This is a genomic window from Brevundimonas sp. (genome assembly GCF_046295595.1).
Lineage (GTDB): Bacteria > Pseudomonadota > Alphaproteobacteria > Caulobacterales > Caulobacteraceae > Brevundimonas.
This window is the reverse complement of the sequence record NZ_JBKBMX010000001.1, coordinates 200,165-217,552: the sequence shown is the minus strand read 5'-3', so window position 1 is coordinate 217,552 and position 17,388 is coordinate 200,165. Positions and strand designations below refer to the sequence as shown.

Below are 17,388 nucleotides of genomic sequence, written 5' to 3'. Positions count from 1 at the left end.
ATGCAGTTCCAGCGCCTTCGGCTCGTCGGTTTCAAATCCTTCGTCGATCCCGCCGAGGTGCATATCGAGCCGGGCCTGACCGGCGTGGTCGGCCCCAACGGCTGCGGCAAGTCCAATGTGCTGGAGAGCCTGCGCTGGGTGATGGGCGCGAACTCCGCCAAGGCCATGCGCGGTCAGGGCATGGACGACGTCATCTTCGCCGGCGCCGCCAACCGCCCGCCGCGCAGCCACGCCGAGGTCTCGCTGACCATCGACAACGCCCAGCGCAAGGCGCCCCAACCCTTCACCGACAGCGCCGTGATCGAGGTGTCGCGCCGCATCGACCGGGGCCAGGGTTCGACCTACCGCATCAACGGCAAGGAGGTCCGGGCCCGCGACGTGCAGCTGCTGTTCGCCGACGCATCGACGGGGGCGAACTCCCCTGCCCTCGTCCGTCAGGGCCAGATCAGCGAGCTGATCGCCGCCAAGCCGCAGAACCGCCGCCGCATCCTCGAGGAGGCGGGCGGGGTCGCCGGCCTGCACACGCGGCGGCACGAGGCCGAGCTGAGGCTGAAGGCGGCCGAGACCAATCTGGAGCGGCTGGATGACATCGGCCGCGAGCTGGAGACGACCCTCACCCGGCTGAAGCGCGAGGCGCGACAGGCGGAGAAGTACAAGAAGATCTCGGCCGAGATCCGCGCCCTGCAGGCGGCCCTGCTGTTCGTGCGCTGGAACGACGCCCGGCTGGCGGCGGAGGCGGCGGCGAAGGAGCTGGCCGAGGCCGACCGGGCGGTGCTGGAGGCGACGACGGCCTCGGGCCGGGCGCAGACCGCATCGCTGAACGCGCAGGAGGCGCTGAAGCCGGCGCGCGAGGAGGATGCGGTGGCCGGGGCCTTGCTGCACCGCGCCTCGCTGGAGCGCGACCGGCTGGACATGGCCGAACAGGCCGCGCGGGCCGAGGTCGAGCGGCTGACCGCCGAGTCCGCCCGCATCGCCGCCGACATCGAGCGCGAGACCGCCATGGCCGGGGACGCCGGGGAAGAGCTGGCCCGGCTGGGCGCGGCGCTGGAAGCCTTGCAGGCCGAGATGGCCGCCGCCCCGGCGCGGGGGCCAGAGCTGGAGGCGGCGCTGGCCGCCGCCGAGGACGCGCGCACGGCCGCCGACGCCGAGGTCGAACGCGTGGCCGGGGCGGTCGCCGCGGTGGAAGCCCGGGTCTCGGCGGAAAACGCGCGCAAGCGCGACGCCGAGGCGCGGGTGGCGCGGGCCGAGGCGCAGCTGGCGACGGCGCAGCGCGAGCGCGAGGCGCTCGGGCCGCTGGAGACGCCGGAGATCGGGGCCGCGAAGGCGGCGCTGGAACAGGCGCAGGCCGAGCTGGCGGCGGCGCGGGGGGCGGTCGAGGCGGCGGAGGCGGACCGGGGCGACAGGGCCCGGGTCGAGCAGGAGGCGCGGCAGGCGGCGCGGGCGGCCGAGGACCGGCTGGGACGGCTCCAGACCGAGGCGCGCGGCCTCGCCCAGCTGCTGGTGCAGGGCAAGCGCGAGCACGCTCCGGCGCTGGACAGCGTCAAGGCCGCCAAGGGCTATGAGGCGGCGCTGGCCGCGGCGCTGGGCGACGATCTGGACGCGGCGCTGGACAGGAAGGCCGCGACCTACTGGGCCGGAGCGGAGGTCCCCTCGCCGGTCTGGCCGGACGGGATCGCGCCACTGGCCGATCATGTCTCGGCCCCTGACGCGTTGCAGGCGCGTCTGGCCCTGTGCGGGGTCGCGCCCGCGGGCGAGATCGAGCGGCTGGCCAGGGCCCTGCCGGTCGGCGCCCGGCTGGTCACGCGCGAGGGCGACCTGTGGCGCTGGGACGGTTTCGTCCAGCGGGCCGAAGCGCCGCGCCCGGCGGCCGTGCGGCTGGCGCAGCGGACCCGGCTATCGGAGCTGGAGGCCGAGATCGACGCGGGCAAGCCGGCGCTGGAGACGGCCCAAGGGGCGCTCAAGGCCGCGACCGAGGCCTTCCGCGCCGCCGAGGAGGCGGTGAAGACGGCCCGCGCCGCGCCCTTCGCCCTCGACAAGACCGTCGCCGCCGCCCGCGACCGGGTCGAGGCGCTGGGCCGCGAACAGGCGCGCAAGGAAGCCCGGGCCCAGGCGCTGGACGAGACGTTGGCCCGGCTGGCGACCGAGGTCGAGGCGGCCGGGACGGCGTTGGCCGAGGCGCAGGGGACCGAGGCGCCGTCCGAGACGCTGGACGGGCTGCGGGCCGAGCTGACGGCGGCGCGGGCGGCGGCGGACGCGGCGCGCGGCGCGGCGGCGACGGCGCGGGTCGAGCGGGACGCCGAGGCGCGCGAGGTCGCCGGGCGTCAATCCCGCTCGGAGGGGCTGACCCGCGAACGCGACGGGTGGGCCGCGCGGGCGGAGGACGCCACGGTCCGGATCGGGTCGCTGGAGAAGGACTCAGAGAAGACGGCGGCGCGGCTGAAGGCGGCCGCGGACGCGCCGGAGCAGCTGGCGGCGCAACGCTCATCGCTGCTGGACGCGCTGACGACAGCCGAGAACCGGCGCAAGGCGGCGGCGGATGCGCTGGCGACGGCCGAGGGTCAGGCCGGAGAGGCCGACCGGGCGGCGCGGGCGGCGGAGTCGGCGGCGTCGTCGGCGCGCGAGGCGCGGGCCGGGCTGGCGGCGCGGGCCGAGGCGGCGGCGGAGAAACTGGCCGAGACCGAGGCCAACCTGCGCGAGACGGCGCAGATGTCGCCGGAAGAGCTGGGCCAGAAGCTGACCGACGACGCCATCGCCCGTCCGCCCGACGCCGCCGGGGCCGAAAGCCTGTTGTACGGGCTGGAGCGCGAGCGCGAGGCGCTGGGGGCCGTGAACCTGCTGGCCGAGGAAGAGGCCAATGAGTACGGCGACCGGCTGCAGACGATGAAGGTCGAGCGGTCGGACCTGACCTCGGCCATCGCCAAATTGCGTGACGGCATCGACGAGCTGAACGCCGAGGGGCGCGAGCGGCTGGTGGCGGCCTTCGACGTCATCAACGACAATTTCAAAAGCCTGTTCGAGGCCCTGTTCGGCGGCGGCCAGGCCGAGCTGAAACTGGTCGAGAGCGACGATCCGCTGGAGGCCGGGCTGGAGATCTACGCCTGCCCGCCGGGCAAGCGGCTGTCGGTGATGAGCCTGATGTCGGGCGGCGAACAGGCGCTGACGGCGGCGGCCCTGATCTTCGCGGTGTTCCTGGCCAATCCGGCGCCCGTCTGCGTGCTGGACGAGGTTGACGCGCCGCTCGACGACGCCAACGTCGACCGCTTCTGCCGCATGCTGGACGAGATGCGGAAGCGGACCGACACCCGCTTCATCGTCATCACCCACAATCCGGTGACCATGAGCCGGATGGACCGTCTGTACGGCGTCACCATGCCCGAGCGGGGGGTGAGCCAGCTGGTCAGCGTGGACCTGAGCCAAGCGGAAGAGATCGTGGCGGCGTAATCCTCCCCCATCGGGGGAGGGGGACCATCCGAAGGATGGTGGAGGGGCTAATTCCAGACAGCGGCGGGTGGGGCGCCCCTCCACCGCCGTTCCGGCGGTCCCCCTCCCCCTGTCGCTACGCTCGGGGGGAGGAATGCGAACCCAGCAACTCCGTCCGCACGAACCAGCCCAGGATGGCCGGGCCCTCGATGACATAGCGGCGGAACATGCGGCGCGGCTGGGTCATCAGCCGGTGCAGCCATTCCAGCGACAGGCACTGGAAGATGCGAGGCGCGCGCTGCTGGCGGCCGGTCAGGAAGTCGACCGAGGCGCCGACGCACAGAACGACGCCGGTCTGGCGGCCGGCGGCGCCCAGCGCGTGGGCGAAACGCTCCTGTTTGGGGAAGGAAATACAGGCCAGCAGGACATCCCATTCAGCCCGGGCGGCCGCATCCAGCGCGGAAGCCCAGACGACGGTCCCGGGGGTCAGGCCCATCGGCGCCTCGATCCAAGTGAGGGGGCGCGCGGGGTAGCGGGCGACGAGGTCGTCGAAGGCGGCGCGGTCGGGGCCGAACACGCCGATGGTCAGGTCGTGGTCCGACGCCAGCAGGTCGGCGGTCAGGTCCGAACCGGGATAGACCGCCAGCGCCTTGCCGCGCAGCCGGGCCAGGTGGGCGAGGATGCGGCTGTCGCAGACCTTGAGCGCCGCGCCGTCATAGACCTGGGCCTCGACCCGGCCGTCCATCCGCTTGATGACGTGGTCGACGTTGGGCGTGGAGACATAGCCGTACGGGCCGCGCGCCATGGCCGCAACCTGGTCCAGCAGGGCTGGCCGGTCTCCGTCGGCGAAGTCGAGCGTCATGAAGCGCGTCATCGCCCGAGCCTACTCGCCAGCGGGTCAACGGCCGGTTACGAAGGGACCATGAAAGCGGTAATCGTGCCACTCCTGCTCGGCCTGACGCTGGCGACGCCGGCCTGCGCCCGGCCAGCGGCGCCGCCGCAGGACGGGCCGCGACTGGTGCTGACCGGGGTGGGCCGGTTCGCCGTGCTGGCCGACCTGTCCTCGATCCAGCGCGACGGCGACGCGGTGCGGATGCGGTCGCTGCAGGTGGCGGAGGAGGATTTCACCGTCGGCGGCCAGACCTATTGGGGCGGCTGGTCGTGGTGGGCGTTCGACTGCGGGGCGCGCACCGCCGACCGGCAGGATTTCGCCTCGGTGCGCGAGGGCGGCGCCGAAGGGCCGGCCACGCCGGATACAGCTCCCGAGTATGACGCCGCGCCGGGCGGAGACGCCGCCGAACTTCTGGCCGTGGCCTGCGACCCGGAAGCGGCGGGCGAGGCCGACGCCGATACCTTGGCCGACGGGGTCAGGGTCGGGCGGGCGGCGCTGCGTCTGGCGAACTGAGCCGACCCAGATCGATGCGGTCGCGCGGCAGGGCTTCGAGGCATTCGTCGCGCATGAAGGCGAGCATTTTCTCGCGGATTTCGCAGCGCAGGTCGAAGGTGGTCGGGGCGTTGCGGGCGCTGGCCAGACAGCGGACCTGGGCGGTGCGATCGGGGACGTCGGTGATCTGAAGGCTGACGACGTCGCCATCCCACAATGGGCTGTCGCGGCAGATGCGCTCCAGCTCGGTCCTCAAACGGTCGATGGGGGCTTCATAGTCGACGTGGAAATAGGCCGAACCGATCAGGCTGGCGGTCTCGCGCGTCCAGTTCTGGAACGGCTTCTGGATGAAATAGGTCAGCGGCAGGATCATTCGCCGCCAGTCCCACAGCTTGACCACGACATAGCTGGACGTGATCTCCTCTATCACGCCCCACTCGCCCTCAACGACGACGGCGTCATCGAGCCGGATCGGCTGGTCGGTGGCGATCTGCACGCCGGCGATCAGATTGGTCAGCAGCGGCTGCAGGGCGAAGCCGGCGATGATGCCGACCACGCCCGCCGAGGCCAGCAGGCTCATGCCCCACTGCCGCACCTCAGAGATCGTCAGCAGGGCCAGGCCGAGGGTGACCACGCCGATCAGCAGGCCCGAGACCCGCTGCAGGATGCGGGCCTGGGTGACGTGTTTGCGGGCGATCAGATTGTCGTCCGCCGCCATGTTGAAGCGCCGCAGATAGACCACCGCCCACATGTCGGAGGCGCCGATCAGCATCCAGCCGAGGGTCAGGATGAACAGGAACACCAGCGTCTGGCGGATGAATTCCGACGGGCCGGGATCGAGCGGCGACACGGTGACGGCGACGGCCAGGGCGAGGATCATCACCGCGACCCGGACCTTGAGCCGGGCCCGGCCGACCACGCCGCGCCAGAACACATCGCGTTTGCGCACCGCCAGTTGCAGCAGGGCGAAGACGATCTGGTTGGCGGCCCAGCCGACGAAGACGAAGGCTGCGACGATGGCGGTGACCACGGCCCATTCCGGCAGCCAGTAGAACTCGCGCCACAGGCGGGCGATCTCACGGGTCATGTCGGTGATGAAGGGCGGCATCGTCCTTCAACGCACGAACCGGCCAAGCGGCGCCGTGGGGATCAGCCGGCGGCGGCCTCGACCCTGTCGGCGAGCGAGCGGGCGGCGTCCGGCAGGGCGGTCGAGCGCGCGCCGCGGCTCATCGCCGCCAGACGGGCCGGGTCGCCAAGGATGGCGGCGAGCGCGGCGGTCAGGCGCTCGACGGCGACATCGTCCTCCAGCATCACCTCGGCCCCGCCGGCGTCGGCCAGGCTGGCGGCGTTGAACCTCTGATGGTCGTCCATGGCGATCTTGAGCGGGATCAGGATCGACGGCAGGCCGGCCACGGCCAGTTCGGAACAGGTCGAGGCCCCGGCCCGGCCGATGACCAGATGCGCCGCCGACAGCCGCCGGGCCATGTCGCGGAAGAAGGGGGCGACCTCGGCCTCGATGGCGGCGTCGAGATATATCTGACGCGCGGCCTCGAGGGAGTCGGGACGCGACTGCTGTTGTACGCGAAGCCGTCCGCGGATCGCCTCGGGCAGGGCCGCCAGCGCCCGCGGCGCGGTCTCGGACAGGATGCGCGCGCCCTGGCTGCCGCCGGTGACCAGCACATGGATCGGCTGGCCCGGCGCCGGGGCGGCGAAGGGCCGGTCGTAGAGGGCGCGGATGTCGGGCCGCACCGGATTGCCGATCAGGCTGACCCGCGCGCCGAAGCCCTGCGGGACCTTCTGCAGATTGGGGAAGGACGAGGCGACGGCGCCGACATAGGGCGCCAGCCAGCGGTTGGTGCGGCCCAGCACCGCGTTCTGCTCGTGCAACAGAGTCGGCCGACCCTGGCTCAGCGCCGCCAGCAGGGCCGGGGCCGAAGGGTAGCCGCCGAAGCCGACCACCACCGCCGCGTCCAGCCGCTTCAGCGCGGCCCGGGCCTGGACCACGCCGCGCACGATGGTCAGACCCGCCTTGGCCAGACCGATCGGTCCGCGCCCGGTGGCGGCGTCCAGCGCGATCCGCTCCTCGGCGGGGAAGGCATGGGCGTATTGCTCGCCCCGGTGGTCGGTGGCCAGGACGATGCGCCAGCCGCGCGAGGCGAGCTCGCGCGACAGGGCCTCGGCCGGGAACATGTGGCCGCCGGTGCCCCCGGCGGCGACGACGCAGAGCTTCGTGGTCATGGCGCTCCCTAGGGCAAGATCCGCCGTTGCGGCAGGCTGGCGCCGGGCTCATAGGCGCCCGGACGGCGACGGGTCAGGGCCAAGGCCAGACCCATGGTCAGGCCCATGGCCAGCATCGACGAACCGCCATAGCTGATGAAGGGCAGGGTCATGCCCTTGGTCGGGATCAGGTTCAGATTGACGGCGATATTGATGCAGGCCTGCAGGCCGATCAGCATGAACAGGCCGGCGGCCGCCGTCTGCTCATAGGGGTCGTTCAGCTTCATCGCCCGCCGCATGCCGCGCACGACGATGAAGGCGTACAGGCCGATCATCATCAGCGACAGGATCAGGCCGAACTCCTCGGCGCCGACGGAATAGATGAAGTCGGTGTGCAGGTCGGGGACGTGCCGCTTCATCACCCCCTCGCCGACCCCGCGCCCGACCAGACCGCCGGCGCGGATGGCCTCGGAGGCGCGGTCGATCTGGTGGGTGTCGGTGGTCTCGGGCGACAGGAAACGGCTCAGGCGGTCGCGCATGTGGCCGAAGGTGAAATACAGCGACACCACGCCGGCCATGCCGGCGGCGGCGATCACCGCCACCCATTTCAGCGGCACCCCGGCCATGAAGAACACCGCCATGAAGGTGGTGGTGACCAGCAGGGTCTGGCCGATGTCGGGCTGGATCAGCAGCAGGCCGACGGTCAGGGCCCAGAAGGCGAAGGCGATGCTGACGCCGGGCACCCCCTGCCCCTTCTGCGCCTCGGCGAACATCCAGGCGGCGAAGACGATCAGGCCGGGCTTGGCGAATTCGGACGGCTGCAGGCTGAAGGGTCCGAGGTTGATCCAGCGCGCCGCCCCCTTCACCTCGTCGCCGATGAACGGCAGGGCCATCATGGTGACGATGGCGCCCGCCAACGCCAGCACGGCGATGCGCCGCACCCCGCGCGGCGACAGCAGCGAGGCGCCCAGCATCATCAACAGACCCATCGAGCCCCAGACCATCATCCGCCAAGAATAGTGGAACGGGTCGGCGATCGACTGGTCGGCGCCGATCGCCGCCGGGCTGGAGGCGAAGCTCAGCGCCACGCCGAGCGCCATCAAGGTCAGGGCCGCCGCCAGCAGGCTGCGGTCGACGGTCCAGAACCATTTGGCGATCGGGCTCTGGTCGTTGCGCGAAAAGGCGGGGCTGTAGCTTTCCGTCATGACGCGCTCGCGGGAACGGCGCCGAGGGCCAGCACGGCGGCGCGGAAGGCCTCGCCGCGCGCCTCGAAGTCGGGATACTGGTCGAAGGAGGCGGCGGCCGGCGACAGCAGAACCACCTCGTCGCGACCGGTGGCGGCGGCGGCTTCGGCGGCGGCCTTCACGGCGCTGGCCATGTCGCCGCAGGTGCGGTGCGGGGTGTCCCCCAGCCGGGCGGCGAACGCTCCGGCCGCCTCGCCGATCAGGAAGGCTTCGACGACGCGCGGGAACAGGTCCTCGAGATCGTCGATGCCGCCGGCCTTGGCCCGGCCGCCGGCGATCCAGAAGCTGCGCTCATAGGACGACAGCGCCTGCCGTGCGGCGTCGGCGTTGGTGGCCTTGGAATCGTTGATGAAGCGGATCCGGCCCAGCGTGGCGACGTGCTCCATGCGGTGGGCGAGGCCGGGGAAGGAGAGCAACGCTGGCGCCACAGTCTCTTCCGGTATCCCCAGGTCAGTGATGGCCAGAAAAGCCAGCGCGGCGTTCTGGGCATTGTGCCGGCCCGCCAGGGATCGCGCTTGAGACAGATCCACGATTTTCGCGGGCTGACCGCCTGCGTTATAGGCCAGCCAGCCATCCAGCAGGTACATGCCAAGATCGTTGGTCATGGGTCGGTTCACGCTGACGGGGTCCACAGCGCGGCCCTCGGCGACAAGGGCGCGCCAGATTGCTTCTGTCTCGGGTTCATCGACACCGAGATATGGGGCTGTCTGAGGGTCCTGGAATATCCGACGCTTCGCCGCGACGTAGCCCTCCATCCCGCCATGACGTTCGAGGTGATCCGGGCTGATGTTGGTCAGGATCGCCGCCCGTGGGGTAAAGGTCTTTGTCAGGTCGAGCTGATAACTTGACACTTCCAGCACGTAGAAATCGACCTCGGTCGGAGGCGGCAAGGCGAGGACGCCGATACCGATATTGCCGCCGACCGCGACCTTGCAGCCCGCCTGTTTCAGCACCCAGCCGATGAGGGCGGTCGTCGTCGACTTGCCATTGGTGCCGGTGATGGCGATCACCGCCGGCCGCTCGCCCTCCGGCAGCGCCGCGATGGCGCGGGCGAACAGTTCGATATCGCCGACGATCTCGACGCCCGCCGCCTTAGCCTTGCCCACGGTCCAGTGCGGCTCGGGATGGGTCAGAGGCGCGCCGGGCGACAGCACCAAGGCCGCGAAGCCCGACCAGTCCGCCGATGTCAGGTCCTCGACGTCGAAACCCTCGGCCTGCGCCTGCATGCGGCTGGAGACGCTGTCGTCCCACAGCACCGGCAGGGCCCCGCCGGCCTTGAGCGCCCGCGCCGCCGTCAGTCCCGACCGCCCGAGGCCGAAGACCGCGACCCGCCGTCCCTCAAAGCCGGGGACCGGGATCATCTATCTGAGCTTCAGCGTGGCGAGGCCGAGCAGCGCCAGCATGGCCGAGACGATCCAGAAGCGGATCACCACCGTCGATTCCGGCCAGCCCATCTTCTCGAAATGGTGGTGGATCGGGGCCATCAGGAAGATGCGCTTCTTCGTCGCCTTGTAGTAGCCGACCTGGATCATGACGCTGAGCGCCTCGATCACGAACAGGCCGCCGACGATGCCCAGCACCAGCTCATGCTTGGTGGCCACGGCGATGGCGCCGAGGGCGCCGCCGAGGGCCAGGGAGCCGGTGTCGCCCATGAAAATCTTGGCCGGCGGGGCGTTGTACCAGAGGAAGCCGACGCCGCCGCCGATCATGGCGGCGCAGAAGATGGCCAGCTCGCCCGCGCCGGGCACATGGTGGACGCCCAGATAGTCGGAGAAGATGAAGTTGCCGACCAGATAGCTGATGATGCCGAAGGCCCCGGCGGCCATCATCACCGGCACGATGGCGAGGCCGTCGAGGCCGTCGGTCAGGTTCACCGCATTGGAGAAGCCGACCATGGTGAAGGCCGCGAACACGACATAGAACCAGCCGACATTCAGCAGCACGGCCTTGAAGAACGGGAAGGCGATCGAGGTCTCGAGATTGGGCGTGGTCGGCGAGGCGGTCATCCACAGCACCGTCATGACCCCGGCGATGACCGAGACGACGACCTGGGCCACCAGTTTCTGTTTCGAGGTCAGCCCCGCAGACGTCTGTTTCGACACCTTGGCGTAGTCGTCGATGAAGCCCAGCACGCCGAAGGCGGCGGTCACGAACGACACGATCCAGATGTAGGGATTGGTCAGGTCGCCCCACAGCAGCACCGCCACGGCGATGCCGGCGAGAATCATCAGCCCGCCCATGGTCGGGGTGCCGACCTTGGACAGGTGCGAGACGGGACCATCGGCGCGGATCGGCTGGCCCTTGCCCTGTTTGACCCGGATCCAGGCGATGAAACGGCTGCCCATGGCCACCGCGACGATCATGGCCGTGGCCATGGCCAGGGCGACGCGCACCGTCTGGTACTGGACCAGATTGAGCAGCGGATAATCCTGGGCGATGTCGGCGTAGTGCAGATACAGCAGGTAGAACATCAGGCGGCCCCTCCCAGAGCAGCAAGGGCCCTGGCGACGAGCGTGGCCTTCGACCCGTTCGATCCCTTGACCATGACGATGTCGCCGGGCGCGACCAGTTCGGCGGCCTCGGCGGCGAGTTCGGCGGCGGTCTCGCGCCACAGGCCGCGGCGCGCCGGCGGAAGGGCGTCATGCAGACGCTTCATCTCGGGGCCGGCGGTGTGAACGAGATCGAGATTGGCGGCGGCGATCGGCCCGGCCAGCCCTTCGTGCAGGTCGCGCGAGCGGTCGCCCAGCTCCAGCATGTCGGTCAGCACCACCACCCGGCGCGCGTCCGGTCCGACCGGCTTGGCCCCGAGGCTGCGGAAGCCGGCCGCCATCGACAGCGGATTGGCGTTGTAGCTTTCGTCGATCAGGGTGAAGGCCCCGCCGGCCGCCTTGACCACCATGGTCTGACCCCGTCCCGCCAGCGGCTGGAAGTCGGCCAGGGCGGCCAGGCCGGTCTCCAGCGGCACGTCCAGCGCCTCCAGCATCAGCAGCACGCACAGGCTGTTCAGGCCCCAGTGGAAGCCGGTCTGGCGCAGCGGGAAGTCGAGCGGCCTGCCGTACAGCTCGGCCTTGACCCGCGCGCCGTCGACCCCGGGGATGAAGTCCAGCAACCGGGCGTCCTGACCCGGATCGGCGCCGAAGGTGACGCGCCGGGCCCCGGCCCGGGCCGCCGCGGCCTCCAGCACCGTGGCGAAGCTGCCGTCGCCGTTCAGCACGGCGACGCCGCCGGGGGCGAGGCCCTCGAAGATGGCCGCCTTCTCCTTGGCCACGCCGCCCTCGCCATCGGGGAAGGCCTCGATATGGACCGGGCCGACGGTGGTGACGCAGGCGGCGTGCGGCCGGACCATTTCCGACAGCGGCGCGATCTCGCCCGGCGCGTTCATGCCGATCTCGAACACCGCGCGGGCGGTCGAGCGCGGCATCCGCGCGAGGGTCAGGGGCACGCCGATATGGTTGTTGTAGCTCTTGATCGAGGCATGGGCCGGGCCGGCGAGGTCCAGCCCCGCCTTGATCGCTTGGGTGACGCTGGTCTTGCCGACCGAGCCGGTCACCGCCCCGCGCCGCACCTGCGGGCTGCGCTCGCGCGACGCGACGCCGAGGGCCTCCAGCGCGCGCAGGGTTTCGGCGACGACGACCGACGGCCCGCCTTCGACCGGATGTTCGGTGATCGCGCCCGCCGCGCCGGCCGCGAAGGCGAGGCCGGCGAACTCATGCCCGTCGCGCGCGCCCTTCAGCGCCAGGAACAGGTCGCCGGGGACGATCTCGCGGCTGTTGTAGGTGAGCCCCACGACATCGAACGGCGCGCCGGACAGACGTCCGCCGGTCGCGGCCTCGATTTCGGCGGAGGTCCAGAGAGGAGCGATATCAGGCATGGATGCGCAGGGCTTCGGCGGCTTCGGTGGCGTCGTCGAAGGGATGGGTCACCCCGCCGACGATCTGACCCTGCTCATGCCCTTTTCCGGCGATGACCACCACATCTCCGTCGCGCATCATGTCGATGGCGTGGCGGATGGCGGCGCGGCGGTCGCCGATCTCGTGCGCGCCGGGGCAGCCCTCGCGCACCGCCTTGCGGATGGCGGCGGGGTCTTCCGAGCGCGGGTTGTCGTCGGTGACGATAGCCACATCGGCGAGCCGTCCGGCGATCTCGCCCATCAGCGGCCGCTTGGCCCGGTCGCGGTCGCCGCCGGCGCCGAAGACGACGATCAGCCGGCCGGCGGCGTGCGGGCGCAGCGCCTTGAGCACCGTCTCCAGCCCGTCGGGCGTATGGGCGTAGTCGACATAGACCTCGCCAGGGCCCTCGCCGGGGATGCGTTGCAGCCGCCCCTGGGCGCCGGTGATGTGCTCAAGGCCGGCCAGCACCCGCTCGGGAGTCTCGCCGGCGGCGATGCACAGGCCCGCCGCCACGAGGGCGTTCGAGGCCTGGAAGGCCCCGGCCAGCGGCAGCACCACCTCGTGCAGGGTCCCGCGCACGTCCAGCGTCAGCCGCTGGCCCTCGGGCACGGCCCGGCGCGCCACCAGCGTCAGGTCGCGCCCCCGCTCGCCGACGCACATGACGCCCAGCCCCGACATGATCGAGGCGGCGGCGAAACTGGAATAGGCCTCGGAGTCGGCGTTCAGCACCGCCGTGCGCCCGCGCGGCAGCAGAGTGTCGAACAGGCGCAACTTGGCCGTCCGGTAGGCCTCCATGTCGCCGTGGTAGTCGAGATGATCCTGGGTCAGGTTGGTGAAGGCCGCCGCCTTCAGCGACACCCCGTCCAGCCGGCGCTGGTCGATGCCGTGCGACGAGGCCTCCAGCGCCAGATGGGTCACCCCGCCGGCGGCCAGGTCGGCCAGCAGCCGCGCCGCGTCGGCGGCGTCGGGGCTGGTCAGGCCCGGGCCGGTCAACGCCTGATTAACGTTACCCGTCTGTTGCAAAACCCCAAGCGTGCCCATGCTGGCGGCGGACAGTCCGAGGGAAGCCCAGATCTGGCGGCAGAAGGCGGCCACCGAGGTCTTGCCGTTGGTGCCGGTCACGGCGACGCAGGTCGCCGGCTGGGCGCCGTAGAAGCTTCGCGCGGCGATGGCGTAGGCGCGGCGCACATCGCCGGAGGTGACCAGCACCGGGGCCATGGCCGCATCGGTGTCGACCGGGGCCAGCACGGCGGCCGCGCCCTGCGACAGGGCTTGGGGGATGAAGGCGCGACCGTCGGCGGCGTTGCCCGGCAGGGCCACGAACAGGCTGCCCGGCGCGACCTTGCGGCTGTCGGCGGTGACGCCGGTGATGACCGGATCGGCCGGCACGTCGCGGCGCAGCAGGTCGGACAGGCGGATCGAGGCGGGGATCATCGCCCGTCCCCTTCGATGTCTTCGAAGGCGGGGACCTTTTCGCCAAGGGCGGTGCGGTACTGGTCGGCGCGTCGCTCGACGCCGAGGAAGGGGGCGATGCGGTCGGCGATACGGCCCACGGCCGGGGCCGCGACGAAGCCGCCGGTGCGCGGATAGCTTCCCGGTTCGTCGATCAGGATCAGGATCGAATAGCGGCGCGCGTCGACCGGGCCGTCGGCCGGGAAGACGGCGGCGAAGGTGCCGACCGCATGGGTCGGGTCATAGCGGCCGTTGACCAGCTTGTTGGCCGAGCCGGTCTTGCCGCCGACCCGCAGGCCCGGGGCGTCGGCCCGGCCGCCGGAACCGCGCACCACATTGCGGCGCAGCAGATCCAGCAGGGTCAGCGAGGTCTCGGGACGGACGACCTGGCGGACCTCGGCGTCGGGCCGGCCGCCCTTGCGCAGGGTCAGGGGGATGAACCGTCCGCCGTTGGTCAGGGCGCCCATCGCCGCCGACATCTGCAGCGGGGTGATCATGATGCCGTAGCCGAACGACAGCGAGGCCAGGGTCGAGTCGTCCCACTTCGTCGGACGGCGCGGCCGGGCCGATTCGTGCAGCTCGATCGGCGCCGCGTCCATCAGGCCGAAGCGGGTGAAATAGTCGCGCATCGTCGTCGGCCCCATCTCGACCGCAAGGCGCGAGGTGCCGATGTTGGACGAGTGCAGATAGACCTCCTCCAACGTCAGCACCTGGTTGGTGGCGTGGAAGTCGGTGATGCGGCGCTTGCCGATCATGAAAGCCTGGGAGGCGTCGAACATGGTGTCCATGTCCGCCCGCCCGGTGTCGAGGCCGGCCGCGACGGTGAAGGTCTTGAACACCGAGCCCATCTCATAGTGGGCCGAGGTGGCGCGGTTCAGCGGGTCGGAGGTCGGCCAGCTGGCCATGCCGAGAATCTCGCCGGTCTGGACGTCGGCGATGACGCCGACCGCCCCCTTGGCCTGGCTTTCGGCCACGGCCAGCGCCAGTTCGTTCTCCAGCACGCCCTGGACGCGCAGATCGATCGACAGCGGGAAGCTCTCGCCGCGCGCCCCGGCTTCGCGGATGGCGGCGTCGAAGGCCAGTTCGGAGCCGGAGATGCCCTTTCCGCCGGTGTCAGCGACGCCGAGCAGGTGGCTGGCCGAGGCGCCCAGCGGATAGACCCGGCGGTCCTCGGGCTCGAAGCTGATCCCGCCCAGGGCCAGGCCGTGCACGGCGGCTTTCTCGCCCGGGGTCAGCCCCGGCATGACGATCAGCCGGCGCTCGCCCGACAGCACACGGTTCAGCCGGCTCATCGAGATGCGCGGCAGGACGCGCTTGATCTGCGCCGCGGCGGCCGGGCGGTCCCAGACCTCGGCGGGGTCGATATAGAGGCCGTAGTGGACGATGTTGGTGGCCAGCAGGGCGCCGTTGCGGTCGACCACATCGGCCCGCGCCACGGCATTCGGCTGGCTGATCGAACCGATCCCGCCCTTCGGCGCCAGCAGGGCCGCATGGGCCGCGCCGAGGCCCAGGCAGACGAAGACGGCCGAGAACAGGCACAGGATGACAAAGATGCGGACCCGGGTGTCTTCCTCGGGCCGGGCGTCGGCGCGGGCGCGGCCGAACGAATGTTCGATCCGCCACATGGCCTCGGACAGCCAGCGCCACGACGGCATGGAGACGCCGCCGCCGGGGCGGCCGGGCGCGGGACGGGTCCAGGCGTGCGGATCGTCGTGCACGCTCATTGCGCGACCTCCGCGGGAGCTGGAGATTCAGCGTCGGCGGGCGCGGACGGAATCGTCGGCGAGACGATCGTCACCGGCTCCGGCTCCGGGATCGGGGCCAGTTCGGGCAGGCTGGCCACCGTCGCCTGGCGATGCACATCGACCGGGCCGAGGCCGGCGCCGCGCGACAGGGCCTCCAGCCGGCCGGGCTGTTCGAGCCGGGCGACCTCGGCGCGCAGCAGGCGCACCCGCTGGCCATTCTGCGTGATCTGCCGCTCGAGGCTGGCGATGCGCGCGCCCTGCCCGGCCGCGGCGGCCTTCGCCAGATAGACCGAGAAGATCATCGCCGCGACCAGCATCAGGCCGATAATCTCGACCCAACGGACGCCGCGCACCTTCCAGTCGAACACGCGCTTGAGGGTCCCGACCGCGCTCATGCCGCGATCCTCCCCCAGGCCGGGGCGTCGGTGCGGACGGCGGCGCGCAGCTTGGCCGAGCGGGCGCGGGGATTGTCGGCGCGCTCGGCCTCGCCGGCCTCGCGCGCGCCCTTGAACGACAGGGTGAAGCTGGGCTTGCGCGTCTCGATCGCCACCGGCGCATGGCGCGAGCCGCCGGGGGCGTTGCCGGTCCGCTCGGTCAGGAAGGCCTTGACGATGCGGTCCTCCAGCGAATGGAAGGCGACCACCGCCAGCCGGCCGCCGGGCGACAGGCTCGCCTCGGCCGCCTCCAGCCCGGCGCGCAGTTCGCCCAGCTCGTCGTTGACGGCGATGCGCAGGGCCTGGAACACGCGCGTGGCCGGATGGATCGGCGCGCCGCGGCGGCCGCCCAGCGCCTTTTCGACCACGGCGGCCAGATCCAGCGTCCGTTCGAACGGCTGCTCGACCCGGCGACGCAGGATGGCGGTGGCGACCCGGCCCGACTGACGCTCGTCGCCGTACAGTTTGAAGATGTGGGCCAGCGGCCCGTGGTCCCAGCCGTTGACGATATCGGCCGCAGTCTCGCCCTCATCCGACATGCGCATGTCCAGCGGCCCGTCGCGCATGAAGGAGAAGCCGCGCTCGGCTTGGTCCAGTTGCATCGACGACACGCCGATGTCGAACACCACCCCGTCCAGTTTCGCCGCGCCGCTGTCGGCGAAGGCGGCGGCGAGGCCGGAGAAGGGCGTGCGGATCAGCTGGAACTTGCCCGGGAAGTCGTTGGCCACGGCGTCGGCGTGCGGCTGCACCGTCGGGTCGCGGTCGAGGGCGATCACCGTCGCTCTGGTGGCGAGAATAGCGCGGGTATAGCCGCCGGCGCCGAAGGTGGCGTCGATGATCACGTCGCCCGGCTTCGGCGCGAGCGCCTCAAGAACTTCCGCCAGCAGGACCGGAGCGTGCGGGCTCATGCGCCCTCCCCGCCCGGAAGGCGACCGGCCAGCAGCGCCTTGCGCCCGGCCTCGCCCCGCTCGCGCACCGCCTGCCGCGCCAGCGCCCGGCGCTCGTCGCGGCGGGCGTTCCAGCGCGCCCGGTCCCAGATCTGGAAGCGCGAGCCGAGACCGACGATGACCACATCCTCGCCCAGTCCGGCGTCCTGGCACAGATGTTCGGGCAGGGTGATGCGGCCGCCGCCGTCATAACCGAGCGGCCGCTGGCCGGCGTAAAAGGTCTCTTCCAGCGCCGTGCGCACGTCGTCGCCGAACGGCAGCTCCTCGATCATCGAGACATATTCAGCCATCAGCGTGTCGCCGCCGGCCTCGAGGCAATCGGACTCGATCGAGAAGAAGCAGAACACCCCGTGCTCGGCGCCGTTCTCGGCCGTGCGGAACTCCTGCGGAATCAGCAGGCGGCGCTTGCCGTCCAGTTGTTTCTCATAGGTCGAGAGAAACACGCCTGCCCCAAACTCGGACCCTTCGATCCGCCCCTCTGCGCCTTGGACGCATTCACGCGTCCGCCCATCCCCAAGTCAGATGCATGGGATAGCATGGGATGCACTGGGCCTCAATGGGATTAGTTGACGCTCGTTAACCTCGGCTGCGGCGCTCAACGCTGTTGAAAGCGGAACATACACAGAACATCGGAAGTATAGACAGGCTGTGGATG

The 17,388-nt window shown here is 71.2% G+C and carries 14 protein-coding genes; 2 read left to right on the top strand and 12 right to left on the bottom strand.

Translation table 11 applies throughout. The features are described 5' to 3' along the window. Positions 1-3,441: a chromosome segregation protein SMC gene (gene smc, locus ACK4JY_RS01040; protein ID WP_409602298.1), complete on the top strand. Its 3,441-nt coding sequence runs from the start codon at positions 1-3 to the stop codon at positions 3,439-3,441. A 115-nt stretch (positions 3,442-3,556) separates the two neighbouring features. On the opposite strand, the gene ACK4JY_RS01035 is transcribed toward smc, so the two are convergent. After that, a complete protein-coding gene (locus tag ACK4JY_RS01035) occupies positions 3,557-4,294 on the bottom strand; it encodes a WecB/TagA/CpsF family glycosyltransferase (protein ID WP_409602296.1) in 738 nt (245 codons plus the stop codon). A gap of 48 nt (positions 4,295-4,342) precedes the next feature. Between ACK4JY_RS01035 and ACK4JY_RS01030 the strand changes: the two genes are divergently transcribed. Next, positions 4,343-4,825: a hypothetical protein gene (locus ACK4JY_RS01030; protein WP_409602294.1), complete on the top strand. Its 483-nt coding sequence runs from the start codon at positions 4,343-4,345 to the stop codon at positions 4,823-4,825. Here the strand turns inward: ACK4JY_RS01030 and ACK4JY_RS01025 are convergent. Genes ACK4JY_RS01025 through ACK4JY_RS00975 form a run of 11 tightly spaced genes read right to left on the bottom strand, consistent with a single transcriptional unit; the run spans position 4,788 to position 17,176 of the window. Further along, on the bottom strand, positions 4,788-5,912 hold the full coding sequence (locus ACK4JY_RS01025) for a mechanosensitive ion channel family protein (RefSeq protein WP_409602292.1): 1,125 nt from the start codon (positions 5,910-5,912) through the stop codon (positions 4,788-4,790). The two genes, ACK4JY_RS01030 and ACK4JY_RS01025, sit on opposite strands and share 38 nt — an antisense overlap. A gap of 41 nt (positions 5,913-5,953) precedes the next feature. Further along, entirely contained in the window at positions 5,954-7,042 is a 1,089-nt protein-coding gene (gene murG / locus ACK4JY_RS01020) for an undecaprenyldiphospho-muramoylpentapeptide beta-N-acetylglucosaminyltransferase (RefSeq protein ID WP_409602290.1), read from the bottom strand. An 8-nt stretch (positions 7,043-7,050) separates the two neighbouring features. Further along, positions 7,051-8,226 (bottom strand): putative lipid II flippase FtsW, encoded by a 1,176-nt coding sequence (gene ftsW, locus ACK4JY_RS01015; RefSeq protein WP_409602288.1) that lies wholly within the window; start codon positions 8,224-8,226, stop codon positions 7,051-7,053. Further along, complete coding sequence (gene murD / locus ACK4JY_RS01010; RefSeq protein WP_409602286.1) at positions 8,223-9,626, bottom strand: UDP-N-acetylmuramoyl-L-alanine--D-glutamate ligase; 1,404 nt, start codon at positions 9,624-9,626, stop codon at positions 8,223-8,225. Before murD ends, ftsW begins: the two co-directional genes overlap by 4 nt. After that, entirely contained in the window at positions 9,627-10,736 is a 1,110-nt protein-coding gene (mraY, locus tag ACK4JY_RS01005; RefSeq protein WP_409602284.1) for a phospho-N-acetylmuramoyl-pentapeptide-transferase, read from the bottom strand. Further along, positions 10,736-12,136 (bottom strand): UDP-N-acetylmuramoyl-tripeptide--D-alanyl-D-alanine ligase, encoded by a 1,401-nt coding sequence (gene murF / locus ACK4JY_RS01000; RefSeq protein ID WP_409602282.1) that lies wholly within the window; start codon positions 12,134-12,136, stop codon positions 10,736-10,738. The genes mraY and murF overlap by 1 nt, the downstream gene beginning before the upstream one ends. After that, positions 12,129-13,589 (bottom strand): UDP-N-acetylmuramoyl-L-alanyl-D-glutamate--2,6-diaminopimelate ligase, encoded by a 1,461-nt coding sequence (locus ACK4JY_RS00995; protein WP_409602280.1) that lies wholly within the window; start codon positions 13,587-13,589, stop codon positions 12,129-12,131. Before ACK4JY_RS00995 ends, murF begins: the two co-directional genes overlap by 8 nt. Beyond that, positions 13,586-15,331 carry a peptidoglycan D,D-transpeptidase FtsI family protein gene (locus ACK4JY_RS00990; RefSeq protein ID WP_409602279.1) on the bottom strand — a complete coding sequence of 582 codons (1,746 nt, stop codon included), beginning with the start codon at positions 15,329-15,331 and terminating at the stop codon, positions 13,586-13,588. The genes ACK4JY_RS00995 and ACK4JY_RS00990 overlap by 4 nt, the downstream gene beginning before the upstream one ends. After that, a complete protein-coding gene (locus ACK4JY_RS00985; RefSeq protein ID WP_409602278.1) occupies positions 15,328-15,747 on the bottom strand; it encodes a cell division protein in 420 nt (139 codons plus the stop codon). Before ACK4JY_RS00985 ends, ACK4JY_RS00990 begins: the two co-directional genes overlap by 4 nt. Then, positions 15,744-16,694, bottom strand: a complete 951-nt coding sequence (rsmH, locus tag ACK4JY_RS00980; RefSeq protein ID WP_409602276.1) for a 16S rRNA (cytosine(1402)-N(4))-methyltransferase RsmH — start codon at positions 16,692-16,694, stop codon at positions 15,744-15,746. The genes ACK4JY_RS00985 and rsmH overlap by 4 nt, the downstream gene beginning before the upstream one ends. Further along, the gene (locus ACK4JY_RS00975; protein WP_409602274.1) at positions 16,691-17,176 is read right to left on the bottom strand and encodes a division/cell wall cluster transcriptional repressor MraZ; all 486 of its coding nucleotides are present in this window, start codon (positions 17,174-17,176) and stop codon (positions 16,691-16,693) included. Before ACK4JY_RS00975 ends, rsmH begins: the two co-directional genes overlap by 4 nt. Positions 17,177-17,388: the final 212 nt, after the last annotated feature.

Bases quoted from the DNA above. Each gene is read 5' to 3' on its own strand.
- smc (WP_409602298.1), top strand. From the start codon at position 1: ATGCAGTTCCAGCGCCTTCGGCTCGTCGGTTTCAAATCCTTCGTCGAT.
- ACK4JY_RS01035 (WP_409602296.1), bottom strand. From the start codon at position 4,294: ATGACGCGCTTCATGACGCTCGACTTCGCCGACGGAGACCGGCCAGCC.
- ACK4JY_RS01030 (WP_409602294.1), top strand. From the start codon at position 4,343: ATGAAAGCGGTAATCGTGCCACTCCTGCTCGGCCTGACGCTGGCGACG.
- ACK4JY_RS01025 (WP_409602292.1), bottom strand. From the start codon at position 5,912: ATGCCGCCCTTCATCACCGACATGACCCGTGAGATCGCCCGCCTGTGG.
- murG (WP_409602290.1), bottom strand. From the start codon at position 7,042: ATGACCACGAAGCTCTGCGTCGTCGCCGCCGGGGGCACCGGCGGCCAC.
- ftsW (WP_409602288.1), bottom strand. From the start codon at position 8,226: ATGACGGAAAGCTACAGCCCCGCCTTTTCGCGCAACGACCAGAGCCCG.
- murD (WP_409602286.1), bottom strand. From the start codon at position 9,626: ATGATCCCGGTCCCCGGCTTTGAGGGACGGCGGGTCGCGGTCTTCGGC.
- mraY (WP_409602284.1), bottom strand. From the start codon at position 10,736: ATGTTCTACCTGCTGTATCTGCACTACGCCGACATCGCCCAGGATTAT.
- murF (WP_409602282.1), bottom strand. From the start codon at position 12,136: ATGCCTGATATCGCTCCTCTCTGGACCTCCGCCGAAATCGAGGCCGCG.
- ACK4JY_RS00995 (WP_409602280.1), bottom strand. From the start codon at position 13,589: ATGATCCCCGCCTCGATCCGCCTGTCCGACCTGCTGCGCCGCGACGTG.
- ACK4JY_RS00990 (WP_409602279.1), bottom strand. From the start codon at position 15,331: ATGAGCGTGCACGACGATCCGCACGCCTGGACCCGTCCCGCGCCCGGC.
- ACK4JY_RS00985 (WP_409602278.1), bottom strand. From the start codon at position 15,747: ATGAGCGCGGTCGGGACCCTCAAGCGCGTGTTCGACTGGAAGGTGCGC.
- rsmH (WP_409602276.1), bottom strand. From the start codon at position 16,694: ATGAGCCCGCACGCTCCGGTCCTGCTGGCGGAAGTTCTTGAGGCGCTC.